This window comes from Mycobacterium sp. UM_CSW (assembly GCF_000455205.1).
Classification (GTDB): domain Bacteria; phylum Actinomycetota; class Actinomycetes; order Mycobacteriales; family Mycobacteriaceae; genus Mycobacterium.
In genome coordinates this window covers 1-15,963 of sequence record NZ_AUWQ01000066.1, presented here as the reverse complement: position 1 = coordinate 15,963, position 15,963 = coordinate 1, and the positions used below count along the sequence as shown (strand labels likewise).

Genomic DNA, 15,963 nt, shown 5'->3' with positions numbered 1-15,963 from the left:
GGGCCGTCACCCCTTCCCCGGGGACGCCGGGGCGGGCCTGTTTTCGCTGCCGAGGTAGTGGTCCAGCCACATGTCCAGTTCTCGATAAGCGGTGCGACGCGGTTGGGCCAGCGAGAGGAACACGTCGTGTTTGGCGTCGGGCACCGGGACGATGGTGGTGCGATTGCCGATGCAGCCCGCCCACTTGGCGATCTGGGTGACGTCGAGTACCGCGTCACCGGTTTGCATGGACGCCGGGTCGTTGGTTTCGCGCACGGTGCGGTCGGAACGCAGGATCAGGTTGGGCACGCCGACGTCGAGCCCGCGGTGCAGGCGCGCCTGGCCACGGCGGATGGCGTGCAACCAGCCGAGGGTGATCGGGAAGCCGCCCAGCGGCTTCCACTGCAGGTTGTAGTCGAACTCGCCGTGGTAGTCGCGGTGCAGGGTGGTGCCGTAGCCACCTTCGGTGGATCCGCGGACCACGCCCTTGGACTTCACCCGGGATAGGCCGGCGATCACCGCCGAGGTCACCGAGTGGCGCAGCACCGCGGGGCCGTGCAGGTCGAGGAACGGGCTGTTGAGGACCAGGCCGCCGACCCCGGCGTGCGCCGCGGGATCGCGCCGGCGCAGCCGGTCCAGCCACAGGGGCACGATTAGCCCGCCGGAGGAATGGCCGTAGACCAGGACCTTGGCTCGCCGGCCGGAGGGGCCGGGCTCGCGGACGGCCGCCAGCGCGTGCTCGAGTTCGGCGTCATAGTGGGCCAGGTCGGTGATGAAATGCGGGGTCTGGCCGTCGCGGCGCGACCGGCCGCACTTCTGCAGGTCCAGCGCGTAGAAGGCGAAGCCACGCTCGGCGAAGTGATCCGCCAACTCGGTGTGGAAGAAGTAGTCGGTGTAGCCGTGCACGGCCAGGACGGCGTGCCGTGCGTCCGAGGGCTCGCCGCGGCGGACCAGCGTCGCCACGATCTCGCCCTCGCCGACGGGGTCGAGCCCGAGCGGGATCGTGCGCTGCCAATAGCCGGGCAGCACGTCAGGCACCCAGCCAGTCGCCCCGCCAGTCACGAGGCCAGCTTAATGTTTTGCCGGTTGCGGGTGGGCTGCACGTCGTTAGCTCCTGATAGGCGCGGGATAACCTGGGACGGTGTCAGGCCCAGCCAGAACCGCACGCGCCGACGTCGTGCTGGTCGGTGCGGGCATCATGAGCGCCACGCTGGGCGCATTGCTGCGTCGGCTGGAACCCGACTGGTCGATCACGCTGATCGAGCGGCTGGACGCCGTCGCCGCCGAGAGCAGCAGCCCCTGGAACAACGCCGGCACCGGGCACTCCGCGCTGTGCGAGCTGAACTACACGCCGGAGAACCCCGACGGTTCGATCGACATCACCAAAGCCGTGCGCATCAACGAGCAGTTCCAGGTGACGCGCCAGTTCTGGGCGTACGCCGTCGAGAACGGCATCCTGACCGACCGCAGCTTCCTCAACCCGGTCCCACACGCCAGCTTCGTGCGCGGGGCGCAGCGCGTGGACTACCTGCGGCGGCGGCAGCGCGCGCTGGCCGGTAACCCGCTGTTCGCGCGCACCGAATTGATCGACGACCCGGACGAGTTCGCCCGGCGGCTGCCGTTCATGGCGGCCAAACGTGACTTCTCCGAGCCGACCGCGCTCAACTGGGCCGCCGACGGCACCGACGTCGACTTCGGTTCGCTGGCAAGACAACTCGTCGGCTACTGCGTGCGGGGCGGTGCGACGGCGCTGTTCGGTCACGAGGTCCGCAACCTGACCCGCCAATCCGACGGCAGCTGGACGCTGCTGGTCCGCAACCGCCGCACGGGCGAAAGGCGCCGGCTGAACGCCAAATTCGTGTTCGTCGGCGCCGGGGGAGACGCGCTGCCGCTGCTGCAGAAGTCGGGCATCAAGGAGGTCAGGGGGTACGCAGGCTTCCCGATCGGCGGCCGGTTCCTGCGCGCCGACAACCCGGCGCTCACCGCCGCGCACCGCGCCAAGGTGTACGGCGCCCCGGCGCCGGGCGCGCCGCCGCTGGGTGCGCTGCATCTCGACCTTCGGTTCGTCAACGGCAAGTCGTGGCTGGTGTTCGGGCCGTTCGCCGGCTGGTCGCCGAAGTTCTTGAAGCACGGCCATTTCACCGACCTGCCCCGCTCGGTCAAGCCCGATAACGTGGTGTCGATGCTCGGGGTCGGGGCCACCCAGCTGACGCTGCTCAACTACCTGATCGGCCAGCTGCGGCTCTCCGAGCCCGACCGGGTGCGCGCGCTACGCGAATTCGCGCCCAGCGCAACCGATTCGGACTGGCAGCTCACCGTCGCCGGCCAGCGGGTTCAGGTGATCCGCCGCGACAGGCGCCGCGGCGGGGCGCTCGACTTCAACACCACCGTGCTCAGCGCCGACGACGGCAGCATCGCCGGCCTGCTGGGCGGCTCCCCGGGGGCGTCGACCGCGGTGCCGGCCATGCTCGACGTGCTGCAGCACTGCTTCGCCGACCGGTATGCCTCGTGGTTGCCGGCGCTCAAGGAGATGGTGCCGTCGCTGGGGACGGAGCTGTCCCGGGAGCCCGCGCTGTTCGAGGACGTCTGGTCGTGGGGGACCAAGGCGCTGGGGCTGGAGGCATCGTGAGTGAAGCGCTGCGCCGCGCCTGGTCCAAAGACCTTGACGCCGCGACCCTTTACGAGCTGCTCAAGCTGCGGGTGGAAGTGTTCGTCGTCGAGCAGGCCTGCCCTTATCCGGAGCTGGACGGGCGCGACCTGCTCGCCGAAACCCGGCACTTCTGGCTGGAAACGCCCGACGGCGAGGTGATCTGCACGTTGCGGTTGATGGAGGAGCACGCCGGCGGCGAGAAGGCCTTTCGGCTCGGGCGGCTGTGCACCAAACGCAGCGCCCGCGGCCAGGGCCACACCACCCGGTTGCTGCGCGCCGCGCTGGCCGAGGTCGGCGATTACCCGTGCCGGATCGACGCCCAGGCCTACCTGGCCGACATGTACGCCCAGCACGGATTCGTCCGCGCCGGTGACGATTTCGTCGACGACGGCATCCCGCACATCCCGATGGTGCGTCCCGGCTCCGGTCTGGCGGAGGCGCCGTGAAGCCGTATCCGTTCAGCGCGATCGTCGGGCACGACCAACTGCGGCTGGCCCTGCTGCTGTGCGCCGTGCGCCCGGAGATCGGCGGTGCGCTCATCCGCGGCGAGAAGGGCACCGCCAAGTCGACGGCCGTGCGCGGACTGGCCGCGCTGCTGTCCGCCGCGACCGGAAGCTCCGACGCCGGGCTGGTCGAAATGCCCCTCGGCGCAACCGAAGACCGCGTCATCGGCTCGCTTGACCTGCAGCGGGTGCTGCGCGACGGCGAGCACGCGTTCTCCCCGGGGCTGCTGGCGCGCGCCCACGGCGGCGTGCTCTACGTCGACGAGGTCAACCTGCTGCACGACCACCTGGTCGACGTGTTGCTCGACGCCGCCGCGATGGGGCGGGTCCACATCGAGCGCGACGGCATCTCCCACTCGCACGAGTCGCGCTTCGTGTTGATCGGCACCATGAACCCGGAGGAGGGCGAGCTGCGTCCCCAGTTGCTGGACCGGTTCGGGCTCACCGTCGACGTGCACGCGTCGCGCGACGTCGACGTGCGGATGCAGGTGATCCGGCAGCGGATGGCCTACGAAGCGGACCCGGACGCATTCGCGGCGCGCTACGCCGACGCCGACGCGGAACTGGCCCACCGGATCGCCGCGGCCCGGGCCCTCGTCGACCAGGTGTCCTTGCCGGACAACGAATTACGGCGCATCGCCGCCCTGTGCGCGGCGTTCGACGTCGACGGCATGCGGGCGGACCTGGTCCTGGCCCGCACCGCGGTCGCGCATGCCGCGTGGCGCGGCGCCACCACCGTCGACGAACAGGACATCCGGGTGGCGGCCGAGCTGGCGTTGCCGCACCGGCGCCGCCGCGACCCGTTCGACGAGCCCGGCATCGATCGCGACCAGCTGGACGAGGCCCTGGCGCAAGCCGGTTCCGAAGACGCCGAGCCCGATCCCGACCCGCCCGGGGGCGGGCAGGCCACCGAAGCGCCTGAACCGCAGGCGAATTCGAAGCCGCGATCGTCGACGAAACCCAGCGCGCCGCCGTCGGCGACGTTTCGCACCCGGGCGTTGACCGTCCCAGGGGTCGGCGAGGGCGCGCCCGGACGGCGGTCGCGGGCGCGCAACACTTCCGGCATGGTGGTGTCCGCCGCCGAAGTCGGCGACACCGGCTCCGGCGCGCACGGGCTGCACCTGTTCGCCACTCTGCTGGCGGCCGCCGAGCGCGCCGGAACGGGGCCGCTGCGGCCCGGCCCGCAGGACGTGCGCCGCGCCATCCGCGAAGGGCGCGAAGGCAACCTGGTGATCTTCGTCGTCGACGCGTCGGGCTCGATGGCCGCCCGCGATCGCATGGCCGCCGTGAGCGGCGCCACCCTGTCGCTGCTGCGCGACGCCTACCAGCGCCGGGACAAGGTCGCGGTGATCACCTTCCGTCAACAGGAGGCCCGGCTGTTGCTCCCGCCGACATCGTCGGCGCACATCGCCGGGCGGCGACTCGCCCGCTTCGACACCGGCGGCAAGACCCCGCTGGCCGAGGGCCTGCTGGCCGCGCGCGAGCTGATCATCCGGGAAAAGGCGCGCGACCGCGCGCGGCGCCCACTGGTGGTCGTGCTCACAGACGGCCGGGCCACCGCCGGGCCGGACCCGTTGGGGCGCAGCCGAATCGCGGCGGCCCGGCTGCACGCGGAAGGCGCCGCCGCGGTGGTCGTGGACTGCGAGACGTCGTACGTGCGGCTGGGGCTGGCCCGTCAGCTCGCGGATCAGCTCGGCGCGCCGGCGGCGCGGCTCGAGCAGTTGCGCGCCGATCACCTGACGCGCGCCGTGCGCGGCGCGGCCTGAGCGAGGGTAAGCCCCCATGCCACAAGGGAAACCGCTCGAAGTGCCCGACGACGGCCTGACCACCCGGGCGCGCCGCAACACGCCCGTACTGGCGGTGCATACCGGCGCGGGCAAGGGAAAGTCGACGGCGGCATTCGGCATGGCGTTGCGGGCGTGGAACGCCGGCCTGCGGGTGGCCGTCTTCCAATTCGTCAAGAGCGCGAAGTGGAAGGTGGGCGAGGAGGCGGCGTTCGCCCGGCTCGGCGAGCTGCACGAACGCGACGGCGCCGGCGGAGCGGTCGAATGGCACAAGATGGGCGCCGGCTGGTCCTGGACGCGCAAGGCCGGCAGCGAAATCGACCACGCGGCGGCCGCGGCGGACGGTTGGGCCGAGATCGCGCGCCGGCTGGCCGCGCAGCGGCACGACTTCTACGTGCTGGACGAATTCACCTATCCGCTCAAGTGGGGCTGGGTCGACGTCGACGACGTGGTCGACGCCCTGCTGGCCAGGCCCGGCCACCAGCACGTGGTGATCACCGGTCGCGACGCCCCACAGCGGCTGGTCGACGCCGCCGATCTGGTCACCGAGATGACCAAGGTCAAACACCCGATGGACGCGGGCCGCAAGGGGCAGAAGGGCATCGAGTGGTGAGCGTCCTCGCGAGTCGCCGCGAGGGCGCGTGTCTGTACGGCGACACGCCGTATTCGGTGTCATTTTGCGCGCGCTCGCGGCAGCGGGTGAGGCGATGACGCCGGTCCCCGCGGTGGTCATCGCCGCGCCCGCGTCGGGAAGCGGAAAGACCACCGTCGCAACGGGTTTGATCGGTGCCCTGCGCGAGGCGGGCCATGCCGTCGCGCCGTTCAAGGTCGGCCCCGACTTCATCGACCCCGGCTACCACGGCCTGGCCGCCGGGCGCCCCGGCCGCAACCTCGATCCGGTGTTGGTGGGCGAGCGGCTCATCGGCCCGCTGTACGCGCACGGAATCGTCGGCGCGGACATTGCCGTCATCGAGGGCGTGATGGGGCTGTTCGACGGGCGCATCGGAACGACCGCGCCCGCGACGGGCTCCACCGCCCACGTCGCCGGCCTGCTGGGCACCCCGGTGATCCTGGTGGTCGACGCGCGCGGCCAGAGCCACAGCATCGCGGCTCTGCTGCACGGGTTTTCGACCTTCGACGCCGCCACCCGCATCTGCGGCGTGATCCTCAACCGGGTCGGATCGCCCCGCCACGAGCAAGTGCTGCGACAGGCCTGCGAGCAGGCCGGCGTCCCGGTGTTGGGCGCCATCCCTCGCACCGCCGAATTGGAACTGCCCACAAGGTATCTCGGGCTCGTCACGGCCGTGGAGTACGGGCACCGCGCGCACGACGCGGTGCAGGCGATGACCGCCCTGGTCGCCCGCCACGTCGATCTGGCCGCCGTGGTGGCGGCCGCCCGCTGTGGCTGCGCCGATGCGCCGTGGGACCCCGCCGCGGCGGTGGGCGAGACGCCGGCCGCGCGCGCCACCGTCGCCGTGGCGGCCGGAAAGGCGTTCAGCTTCGGCTATGCCGAGCACGTGGAGCTGCTGCGCGCCGCCGGCGCCGACGTCGCCGAGTTCGACCCGCTCGTCGACGCGTTGCCCGACGGCACCGACGCGGTCCTGTTGCCCGGCGGCTTTCCCGAGCAGTTCACCGCCGAGCTGTCGGCCAACGAGGTTGTCCGCCGCCAGATCAACGAGCTGGCCGCCGCCGGCGGGCCCGTGCACGCCGAATGCGCCGGGCTGATCTACCTGGCCTCAGAACTCGACGGACAACCGATGTGTGGGGTGCTGGCCGGGTCGGCGCACTTCACGCCGCACCTCACGCTGGCCTACCGTGAGGCCGTCGCGGTGGTGGATTCGCCGCTGTATTCCGTCGGCGAGCGGGTGGTCGGGCACGAATTCCACCGGACCGCAGTGACTTTCGCCCAGAGCTACCAGCCGGCGTGGGTGTACCAGGGTGATCAGGTCCAGGCGGTCTCCGACGGCGCCGTGCACGCCGGCGTGCACGCGTCTTACCTGCACACCCACCCGGCCGCCGCGCCGGGCGCCGTGGCGCGCTTCGTCGCGCGCGCCGGCCGGCCATGCAGCACCCCTTAGGCTTGCCGCGTGACCGACAACGCCTACCTGGCCGGACTGCGGCTGGCCGGCAAGAAGGTCGTCGTGGTCGGCGGCGGGACCGTCGCCCAGCGCCGGTTGCCCCTGCTCATCGCCAGCGGCGCCGACGTACACGTCATCACGCGCACCGCCACCCCGGCCGTCGAGGCGATGAGCGGAATCGTCCTGTCGGTGCGCGAATACCGCGACGGCGACCTCGACGGGGCCTGGTACGCGATCGCGGCCACCGACGACGCCCGGGTTAATGCCGCCGTCGTCGCCGAGGCCGAACGCAACCAGATCTTCTGCGTCCGCGCGGACATCGCCGTCGAAGGAACCGCGGTCACCCCGGCGACCTTCAGCTACGCGGGCCTGTCGGTTGGGGTGCTCGCCGGCGGCGAGCACCGCCGGTCCGCGGCTATCCGGTCGGCCATCCGGGAGGCCCTGCAGCAGGGGGTCATCACGGCCGAGAGCTCCGACGTAGTGCGCGGCGGGGTGGCGCTGGTCGGCGGCGGCCCCGGCGACCCCGAACTGATCACCGTGCGCGGGCGGCGGCTGCTCGCCCAGGCCGACGTCGTGGTCGCCGACCGGCTCGCGCCGCCGGAACTGCTCGCGGAGCTGCCGCCGCACGTGGAGGTCATCGACGCGGCCAAGATCCCGTACGGGCGCGCCATGGCCCAGGACGCGATCAACCACGTCATGATCGAGCGGGCCCGATCCGGCAGCTTCGTCGTCCGCCTCAAGGGCGGGGACCCCTTCGTCTTCGCGCGCGGGTATGAGGAGGTGCTGGCATGCGCCGAAGCCGGAATTCCGGTGACCGTGGTGCCCGGTGTGACAAGTGCCATAGGCGTGCCCGCGCTGGCGGGCGTTCCGGTCACGCACCGGGCGATAAATCACGAGTTCGTGGTGGTCAGCGGGCACGTTGCGCCGGGCCACCCCGAATCGTTAGTGAATTGGGATGCATTGGCCGCGATGCGGGGCACCATTGTTTTGCTGATGGCCGTCGAACGCATCGAGCAGTTCGTCGACGTGCTGCTGAAGGGCGGCCGACCTGCGGATACGCCGGTGCTGGTGGTCCAGCACGGGACAACCGCAGCTCAGCACACGTTGCGGGCCACCCTCGCCGACACGCCGGAAAAGATCCGCGCCGAGGGGATCCGACCTCCGGCGATCATCGTGATCGGGGCCGTAGCTGCGTTCGGCGTTTAAAAGGATCTTAAGATTACTGTAAGGTAACCCATTATGACGGCTCTCAACGACGCAGAGCGCGCGGCCCAAAACTGGACCTCCGCACGCCCCGATCGTCCGGCCCCGGTGCGCGCTACGCCGCCGGCGGAGACCGCCTCCTCACGTATCGGCCGGTATTCGCCTACGTGGCTGCCTTCATGGCGCTTCATCGCGGCCGTGATCGCTATCGGTGGCATGCAGCTGCTGGCGACCATGGACAGCACGATCGCCATCGTGGCGCTGCCCAGGATCCAGAACGACCTGAGCCTCTCCGACGCCGGTCGCAGCTGGGTGATCACCGCGTACGTGCTGACGTTCGGCGGGCTGATGCTCCTGGGTGGTCGCCTCGGCGACACCATCGGGCGCAAGCGCACGTTCATCGTCGGCGTCGCGCTGTTCACCATCTCCTCCGTGCTGTGCGCGGTGGCTTGGGACGAGGCGACCATGGTCATCGCCCGGCTGCTGCAGGGCATCGGTTCGGCCATCGCGTCGCCGACCGGTCTGGCGCTGGTGGCGACCACCTTTCCGAAGGGGCCGGCTCGTAACGCCGCGACGGCCGTGTTCGCCGCGATGACCGCGATCGGCTCCGTGATGGGCCTCGTCGTCGGCGGCGCGCTGACCGAGCTGTCCTGGCGGCTGGCCTTCCTGGTGAACGTGCCGATCGGGCTGGTGATGATCTACCTGGCCCGCACCGCGCTGCGCGAAACCAACCGGGAGCGGATGAAGCTGGACGCGACCGGCGCCATGCTGGCCACGCTGGCCTGTACCGCCGCCGTCTTCGCCTTCTCGATGGGTCCGGAGAAGGGCTGGGTCTCGGTCACCACCATCGGCTCGGCCGCGGTGGCCCTGGCGGCGGCCCTGGCCTTCATCGTCGTCGAGCGCACCGCCGCGAACCCTGTCGTCCCGTTCGAGCTGTTCCGCGACCGCAACCGGCTGGTCACGTTCGCCGCGATCTTCCTGGCTGGCGGACTCATGTTCAGCCTGACGGTGTGCATCGGCCTGTACGTGCAGGACATCCTCGGCTACAGCGCGCTGCGGGCGGGTGTCGGCTTCATCCCGTTCGTCATCGCGATGGGCATCGGCCTCGGTCTGTCGTCGCAGCTGGTGTCGCGGTTCTCACCGCGGGTGCTGACGATCGGCGGCGGGCTCCTGCTCTTCTGGGCGATGATCTACGGCTCGCTTTTCATGCACCGCGGCGTGCCGTACTTCCCCAACCTGGTGCTGCCGATCATCGTGGGCGGGATCGGGATCGGCATTTGTGTGGTCCCGCTGACCCTGTCGGCGATCGCCGGTGTCGGCTTCGACCAGATCGGCCCGGTGTCGGCGATCGCGCTGATGCTGCAGAGCCTGGGCGGCCCGCTGGTGCTGGCCGTCATCCAGGCCGTGATCACCTCGCGCACGCTGTACCTGGGCGGCACCAACGGCCCGGTGAAGTTCATGAACGCCGCGCAGTTGCAGGCGCTCGATCACGGCTATACCTACGGGCTGCTGTGGGTGGCCGGCGTGGCCGTCATCGTCGGCGGCGCGGCGCTGCTCATCGGCTACACCCCCGAGCAGGTGGCCCACGCGCAAGAGGTCAAGGACGCGCTCGACGCCGGCGAGCTCTAGCCTCCCGTAACTCGCCGCGAGAGTGCCGGTAGCGACGGTCTTACTCGGGGAATGCGTCGCCAGTTGCACTTTCGCGTCTTCGCGCGCGGTCACCCCGCCCGCAGCGGCCACACCAGTTGCCGCAAATACCCCACGGGTTCGCCCTCGTCGATGCCGTACTGCGCGGGCCAGCCGTGGGCGGGTAGGTACAGGGTGCCGAACAGCGCGTCGACGGCCGGGAACTCCCCGGCGTAGTTGGAGTTGTACGCCCGGGGATCGCGGGCGTGATGCCAATGGTGGAACTGCGGGGTCGCGATCACCCACCTCAGTGGGCCGAACGTGAGCCGCACATTGGCGTGGATGAAGATCGCCTGCAGCGTGGTCAGCACCACGAAGGCGCCCAGGCTGATTCGACCGAACCCCAGCGCATACAGCGGCAGCACCGCGCAGGACCGGATGAAGATCTGATCCAGCGGATGCAGGTGACTGGCGGCGAGCCAGTCCATTTCGCGGATGCTGTGGTGCACGCGGTGGAACCGCCACAACAGCGGAACCTCGTGCGCGGCGCGGTGCCCCGCGTAGCCGCCGACCGTGGCGATCGCCAGCGCGGCGATGATCTGCGTCCAACCCGGACTCGCGGCGATCGCGGACCGGACGGGCGGCGGGACGAAGGCCCGCAGGACGGTGCCGACCACCACCACCGCGACGACGGTCCCCACCTTGAGCGCGGCCCCGTTGACCAGGTAGTGCACCAGGTCGGTACGCCATCCCGCCCGCAGAATCCGGCGCGGCCGCAGCGCGAACAGCCGCTCGAGCGGAATGAAGATGACCGCCAGCACGACCATCCCGATCACGATTCCGCCGCGCACCGACAGGGCGGCCAACACCAGCGCCGACGTGAGGAGCACCAGGACGACGCCACCGAGGCCCGGCCTGACCCCATCCGACCCGCTCGGGACCTCGGCCGTCGCCGTCACCGGCAGGACCGGAAGGGTGGGCCTGCCCAGCCGGCCCCACGCCGCGAGCACGCCGGCCGCCACCACCACGCCCGCCACACCGGCGGCCGGTCGCTGGGTCGCCAGCGCGATCGCGCCGATCAGCAGCATCGACTGGACGGCCAGGCCGGCCACGTCCAACACCCGTCGGCCCTGCAGCAGTCGCATCGCGTGCCAGCCCACTAGTGCCGCCGCCCCGAGCAGGGCCAGCGTCGGCAATCCGGCGCCGTGGGCAGCGAAAGCCGTTGCCGCGCAAAGGATTCCGATCAGCTCGAGCAAATACAGGGCGGTCATGGTCGCCAGCAGGGGCCGGCTCCGGTCACCGGAGCCCCCGCCCGTCACGGACGTGCCCATGCGCGTCAACGTATCGCGCGCCGCTGAGGAGAAGCTGAGTTTCCGGGCACACGAGGCGACGATTTTCGGCAGGCCCACGCCACTGGCTAGGCTGGCCCGCTGTGATCACCCGGATGTCCGAGCTGTTCCTGCGCACCCTGCGCGACGACCCCGCCGACGCCGAAGTGCCCAGCCACAAGCTGCTCATTCGCGCCGGCTACGTCCGGCCCATCGCGCCCGGGCTGTACAGCTGGCTGCCCCTCGGGCTGCGGGTGCTGCGCAAGATCGAACGGATCGTCCGCGACGAGATGAACGCGATCGGCGGGCAGGAGATCCTGTTCCCGGCCCTACTGCCGCGCGCGCCGTACGAGACGACGAACCGGTGGACCGAATACGGCGACGGCGTGTTCCGCCTGCAGGACCGCCGCGGCAACGACTACCTGCTGGGACCCACGCACGAGGAGCTCTTCGCCCTGACCGTCAAGGGCGAATACAGCTCCTACAAGGACTTTCCGCTGCTGCTGTTCCAGATCCAGAACAAGTACCGCGACGAGGCGCGGCCGCGGGCCGGCATCCTGCGGGTCCGGGAGTTCGTGATGAAGGACTCCTACTCGTTCGACATCGACGACGCCGGGCTCAAGGCCGCCTATCACGCGCACCGTGAGGCGTATCAGCGCATCTTCGAGCGGCTGCAGGTGCGCTACGTCATCGTGTCGGCGGTGTCGGGCGCGATGGGCGGCAGCGCGTCCGAGGAATTCCTGGCCGAGAGCGAAGTCGGCGAGGACACCTTCGTGCGCTGCCTGGAGTCCGGGTACGCGGCCAACGTCGAGGCGGTCGTCACCGCCCGCCCCGAGGCACGCCCGATCGACGGGCTGCCCGAGGCGGTAGTCCACGACACCGGCGACACCCCGACGATCGCCACCCTGGTCGCCTGGGCCAACGGCGCCGACCTGGGCCGCGAGATCACCGCGGCCGACACCTTGAAGAACGTCCTGCTCAAGGTCCGCCAGCCCGGCGGGGAGTGGGAGCTGCTGGCCGTCGGGGTGCCCGGCGACCGCGAGGTGGACGACAAGCGGCTGGGCGCGGCGCTGGAACCGGCCGACTACGCCCTGCTCGACGACGCCGACTTCGCCAAGTACCCGTTTCTGGTGAAGGGTTATATCGGGCCGAAAGCGTTGCGGGACAACGGCGTTCGCTATCTCGTCGACCCGCGGGTGGTGGACGGCACCAGCTGGATCACCGGGGCCGACGAGCCCGGCCGGCACGTCGTCGGGCTGGTCGCGGGCCGGGACTTCACAGCCGACGGCACCATCGAGGCCGCCGAGGTGCGCGACGGCGACCCGTCCCCGGACGGGGCGGGCCCACTGGTGTCCGCGCGCGGCATCGAGATCGGGCACATCTTCCAGCTCGGCCGCAAATACACCGACGCCTTCACCGTCGACGTCCTCGGCGAGAACGGCAAGCCGGTGCGCCTGACCATGGGCTCCTACGGCCTGGGCGTCTCGCGGATGGTGGCCGTCATCGCCGAGCAGCACCACGACGAGCTGGGCCTGCGCTGGCCGTCGGCCGTGGCGCCGTTCGACGTCCACCTGGTCATCGCCAACAAGGACGACCAGGCCCGCGCCGGGGCGATCGCGCTGGCCGACGACCTGGATCGGCTGGGTCTCGAAGTGCTGCTCGACGACCGCCAGGCGTCGCCCGGGGTGAAGTTCAAGGACGCCGAGCTGCTGGGCGTGCCGCGGATCGTCGTGGTGGGGCGGGGCTGGGCCGACGGCGTGGTCGAGCTGCGGGATCGCTTCGGCGGACAGACCCGCGAGCTCGCGGTGGGCGAATCGCTGGCCACCGACATCGTGGCGGCCCTGGACTCCTAGCGCGGGCTACTCGTTGCCGCCCGGGAAGCTCGTCGTGATGGGCCAGGCGCCCAGCACGCGGTTCCACCTGGCGGCCATGACCGTGCTCTGCATCAGGGCGTTGGATGCAAACGCGCGGTCGTCCGCCGTCTCCGCATGCTCGATGACGGCGCGCCACGCCGTCGAGCAGTCGTTCTCCATGCGGGCCGCCAGCCGCGCCGCGTCGGCCGGGCTGCCCACCAGCATCGGCAACTGGTAGCCCGCGGCGGCGACCGGCGCGTTGACCTTTCGCGCGGCCAGCATCGCGATCACGTCGTCGCGGCGTTGGCGGTGCTGGCCCAGGGCCTCCACCACCATGTCGTTGACGCTTGGCGGCGACAGCGCCGACACGATGCCGTAGCCGTAAATCGTCGAGTGCTCGATGGCCAGCGCGTCGCACAGGGCCGCGTTGTCGGCGTCCTTTCCTGTTGTCATATCGAGCCGGAACTCATATCGACGGCCCCCCGGGCACCAGCGCCACGGTCGCGGACGCCGTGCACGACGCGGCGATCGACGCGAGCAGCCCGGACCGGTAGCCGGACTCCGTCGTCACCAGCCGGCTGGCGTTCTCCGCGGACGCGCGCAGCGAGTTGATCACGTCCGGCACCGGCGGCGGTGGCGGCGGCGGGCCCGGCGGCGGGGCGGGGGTGGGGCTGGGGCTGGTGGTCTCGCTCGACGACGCGGTGAGCTTGCCCGCCGCCCTGGAGATCTCCGTGGACAGCGCGCGGGCGTGTGCGGCGCGTTGGGTCGCGACGACGGTCAGCGCGGCCGCGACCTGGGGCGCGAGACCCACGGCCGTGGCGGCCGCCCCGGCCAACGCGCTGTCTTTGCGGGCCTGGTCCAGCGGCCCCAACAGGTTTTCGACGGCGGGCGGTTTCGGCTGCGGTTCGCCGCAGGCGGACGCGACCACCCCGAGCGCAGCAAGGGCTGCGGCGCCGGCGAGCACACCCCGCCGGTTGGTAACCGGTACTGCGCTAGGCACAGCAACATCCTGCCATTGCGAGAAGGGGGGCCGGTCCAAGGACCGTGACCACGCACGATCACGCCGTTATGGGCGTTTCCTGGCGTATCGTGGGTAGCTGACTGACACCGGAAACCACCCGGAAACCACCTGGGTGGCGACATCCGCCAGATGACCGGACAACTCAAGATGAGGAGCTCGCCGTGACCACCGGGCTACCTTCGCAGACGCAGGTGATCGAGCTACTCGACGGAGAATTCGCGCGCGCCGGTTACGAAATCGAAGACGTGGTCATCGACAGCCGCGCGCGTCCGCCGCGGATCACCGTGATCGCCGACGGCGACGAGCCCCTCGACCTCGACACGATCGCCACCCTGTCCCGTTCGGCATCGGCTTTGCTGGACGGCTCGGACATCGCCGGCGCCTTCCGCGACAGCTACGTGCTGGAGGTCAGTTCGCCGGGCGTGGACCGCCCGCTGACCAGCGAGAAACACTTCCGCCGCGCCCGTGGCCGCAAGGTCGAGGTCGCGTTGTCGGACGGATCGCAGCTCACCGGCCGGGTCGGTGAGACCCGCGACGGCACGGTCGCGCTGGTGGTTCGCGCCGGCCGGGACTGGGCAGTACGCGAGATCCCCCGCGCCGAAATCGTGAAAGCCGTTGTGCAGGTTGAGTTTTCACCGCCAGCCCGGGCGGAGCTGGAACTGGCTGGATTGGCTGAGGCGGGGCGGCCGGACAGGACGGAGGCCGGAACATGAATATCGACATGGCCGCATTGCACGCGATCGAGGTGGATCGGGGCATCTCGGTCAACGAGCTGCTCGAGACGATCAAATCCGCGCTGCTCACCGCCTACCGGCACACCCAGGGTCATCAGATGGACGCGACCATCGAGATCGACCGCAAAACCGGCGTCGTTCGCGTGATGGCCCGGGAGACCGACGAGGACGGCAACGTCATCAGCGAATGGGACGACACCCCGGAGGGTTTCGGACGCATCGCCGCGACGACCGCCCGCCAGGTGATGCTGCAGCGATTCCGGGACGCCGAAAACGAGCGCACCTACGGGGAGTTCTCCACCCGCGAGGGGGAGATCGTCGCCGGGGTGATCCAGCGCGACAGCCGGGCCAACGCCCGCGGGCTCGTCGTGGTGCGGATGGGCAGCGAGACCAAGGCCTCCGAGGGCGTGATCCCGGCGGCCGAACAGGTCCCGGGCGAAAGCTACGAGCACGGCAACCGGATTCGCTGCTACGTCGTGGGCGTGACGCGCGGGTCCCGCGAGCCGGTGATCACGCTGTCACGCACCCACCCCAACCTGGTCCGCAAGCTGTTTTCGCTGGAAGTCCCGGAAATCGCCGACGGGTCGGTGGAGATCGTGGCGGTGGCCCGGGAGGCCGGGCACCGCTCCAAGATCGCGGTGCGCTCGAACGTTCCCGGCCTCAACGCGAAGGGCGCCTGCATCGGCCCGATGGGGCAGCGGGTCCGCAACGTGATGAGCGAGCTCTCCGGCGAGAAGATCGACATCATCGACTACGACGAGGACCCGGCCCGCTTCGTCGCCAACGCGCTGTCGCCGGCGAAGGTGGTCTCCGTGTCGGTCATCGACCAGACGGCCCGGGCCGCCCGCGTGGTGGTGCCCGACTTCCAGTTGTCGCTCGCGATCGGCAAGGAGGGCCAGAACGCCCGGCTGGCCGCGCGACTCACCGGGTGGCGCATCGACATTCGCGGGGATTCCCCGGGGCACGCCGAGAGCCACGCCGAACACGGCGCCGGTCACCCGGTGGCACACGATCACTGACCTCACCTAACCGGCCCGCGCGGGCGGTTCTGACCTCCGGTCAAGTGACGCTAGACTGAGCCGTGATCCAGCGCGAACTTCCGGGCCCCGTGCGAACGTGTGTGGGGTGCCGAAAGCGAGAGCTGGCCGCCGAACTGCTTCGCGTGGTGGCTGTGTCGACGGGGAACGGCGAATACGCCGCGATC

At 70.8% G+C, this 15,963-nt stretch carries 14 protein-coding genes and 1 pseudogene; 11 read left to right on the top strand and 4 right to left on the bottom strand.

Annotated features, from left to right (window positions below; translation table 11 throughout):
* Window positions 1-6: 6 nt before the first annotated feature.
* Window positions 7-1,017: an alpha/beta hydrolase gene (locus N415_RS21420; RefSeq protein ID WP_068186513.1), complete on the bottom strand. Its 1,011-nt coding sequence runs from the start codon at window positions 1,015-1,017 to the stop codon at window positions 7-9.
* Window positions 1,018-1,120: 103 nt separating this feature from the next.
* Here N415_RS21420 and mqo point away from each other — a divergent pair, with 103 nt between their 5' ends.
* The 7 genes from mqo (at window position 1,121) to N415_RS21385 (ending at window position 9,826) form a co-directional block, all read left to right on the top strand.
* Window positions 1,121-2,608: a malate dehydrogenase (quinone) gene (gene mqo / locus N415_RS21415; protein WP_081665407.1), complete on the top strand. Its 1,488-nt coding sequence runs from the start codon at window positions 1,121-1,123 to the stop codon at window positions 2,606-2,608.
* Entirely contained in the window at window positions 2,605-3,075 is a 471-nt protein-coding gene (locus N415_RS21410; protein ID WP_068103567.1) for a GNAT family N-acetyltransferase, read from the top strand. Before mqo ends, N415_RS21410 begins: the two co-directional genes overlap by 4 nt.
* On the top strand, window positions 3,072-4,898 hold the full coding sequence (locus N415_RS21405) for a magnesium chelatase subunit D family protein (protein ID WP_068186511.1): 1,827 nt from the start codon (window positions 3,072-3,074) through the stop codon (window positions 4,896-4,898). The genes N415_RS21410 and N415_RS21405 overlap by 4 nt, the downstream gene beginning before the upstream one ends.
* A gap of 16 nt (window positions 4,899-4,914) precedes the next feature.
* Window positions 4,915-5,529 (top strand): cob(I)yrinic acid a,c-diamide adenosyltransferase, encoded by a 615-nt coding sequence (gene cobO / locus N415_RS21400; protein ID WP_068186509.1) that lies wholly within the window; start codon window positions 4,915-4,917, stop codon window positions 5,527-5,529.
* A gap of 94 nt (window positions 5,530-5,623) precedes the next feature.
* The gene (locus tag N415_RS21395) at window positions 5,624-6,994 is read left to right on the top strand and encodes a cobyrinate a,c-diamide synthase (RefSeq protein WP_068186507.1); all 1,371 of its coding nucleotides are present in this window, start codon (window positions 5,624-5,626) and stop codon (window positions 6,992-6,994) included.
* A 9-nt stretch (window positions 6,995-7,003) separates the two neighbouring features.
* Window positions 7,004-8,200, top strand: a complete 1,197-nt coding sequence (cobA, locus tag N415_RS21390; RefSeq protein ID WP_068186504.1) for a uroporphyrinogen-III C-methyltransferase — start codon at window positions 7,004-7,006, stop codon at window positions 8,198-8,200.
* A 33-nt stretch (window positions 8,201-8,233) separates the two neighbouring features.
* Window positions 8,234-9,826 (top strand): MFS transporter, encoded by a 1,593-nt coding sequence (locus tag N415_RS21385; protein ID WP_068103572.1) that lies wholly within the window; start codon window positions 8,234-8,236, stop codon window positions 9,824-9,826.
* An 89-nt stretch (window positions 9,827-9,915) separates the two neighbouring features.
* Here the strand turns inward: N415_RS21385 and N415_RS30915 are convergent, their stop codons facing one another.
* On the bottom strand, window positions 9,916-11,154 hold the full coding sequence (locus N415_RS30915; RefSeq protein WP_081665406.1) for a sterol desaturase family protein: 1,239 nt from the start codon (window positions 11,152-11,154) through the stop codon (window positions 9,916-9,918).
* A gap of 101 nt (window positions 11,155-11,255) precedes the next feature.
* On the opposite strand from N415_RS30915, the gene N415_RS21375 reads away from it, so the two are divergent.
* A complete protein-coding gene (locus N415_RS21375; RefSeq protein ID WP_068186502.1) occupies window positions 11,256-13,004 on the top strand; it encodes a proline--tRNA ligase in 1,749 nt (582 codons plus the stop codon).
* A gap of 6 nt (window positions 13,005-13,010) precedes the next feature.
* Here N415_RS21375 and N415_RS21370 read toward each other — a convergent pair whose 3' ends face one another.
* Entirely contained in the window at window positions 13,011-13,457 is a 447-nt protein-coding gene (locus tag N415_RS21370) for a ferritin-like domain-containing protein (protein ID WP_068186500.1), read from the bottom strand.
* Between the two features lie 13 nt (window positions 13,458-13,470).
* Window positions 13,471-14,004 carry a twin-arginine translocation signal domain-containing protein gene (locus N415_RS21365; protein WP_068186498.1) on the bottom strand — a complete coding sequence of 178 codons (534 nt, stop codon included), beginning with the start codon at window positions 14,002-14,004 and terminating at the stop codon, window positions 13,471-13,473.
* Window positions 14,005-14,186: 182 nt separating this feature from the next.
* On the opposite strand from N415_RS21365, the gene rimP reads away from it, so the two are divergent.
* The 3 genes and pseudogenes from rimP to N415_RS30910 all read left to right on the top strand — a co-directional run.
* Entirely contained in the window at window positions 14,187-14,738 is a 552-nt protein-coding gene (rimP, locus tag N415_RS21360) for a ribosome maturation factor RimP (protein WP_068186496.1), read from the top strand.
* Entirely contained in the window at window positions 14,735-15,778 is a 1,044-nt protein-coding gene (nusA, locus tag N415_RS21355; protein WP_068186494.1) for a transcription termination factor NusA, read from the top strand. Before rimP ends, nusA begins: the two co-directional genes overlap by 4 nt.
* Before the next feature lie 62 nt (window positions 15,779-15,840).
* Window positions 15,841-15,963: pseudogene (locus N415_RS30910) on the top strand (DUF448 domain-containing protein); the annotation flags it as partial.

Bases quoted from the DNA above. Each gene is read 5' to 3' on its own strand.
- cobO (WP_068186509.1), top strand. From the start codon at position 4,915: ATGCCACAAGGGAAACCGCTCGAAGTGCCCGACGACGGCCTGACCACC.
- N415_RS21395 (WP_068186507.1), top strand. From the start codon at position 5,624: ATGACGCCGGTCCCCGCGGTGGTCATCGCCGCGCCCGCGTCGGGAAGC.
- N415_RS21385 (WP_068103572.1), top strand. From the start codon at position 8,234: ATGACGGCTCTCAACGACGCAGAGCGCGCGGCCCAAAACTGGACCTCC.
- N415_RS30915 (WP_081665406.1), bottom strand. From the start codon at position 11,154: ATGGGCACGTCCGTGACGGGCGGGGGCTCCGGTGACCGGAGCCGGCCC.
- N415_RS21370 (WP_068186500.1), bottom strand. From the start codon at position 13,457: ATGACAACAGGAAAGGACGCCGACAACGCGGCCCTGTGCGACGCGCTG.
- nusA (WP_068186494.1), top strand. From the start codon at position 14,735: ATGAATATCGACATGGCCGCATTGCACGCGATCGAGGTGGATCGGGGC.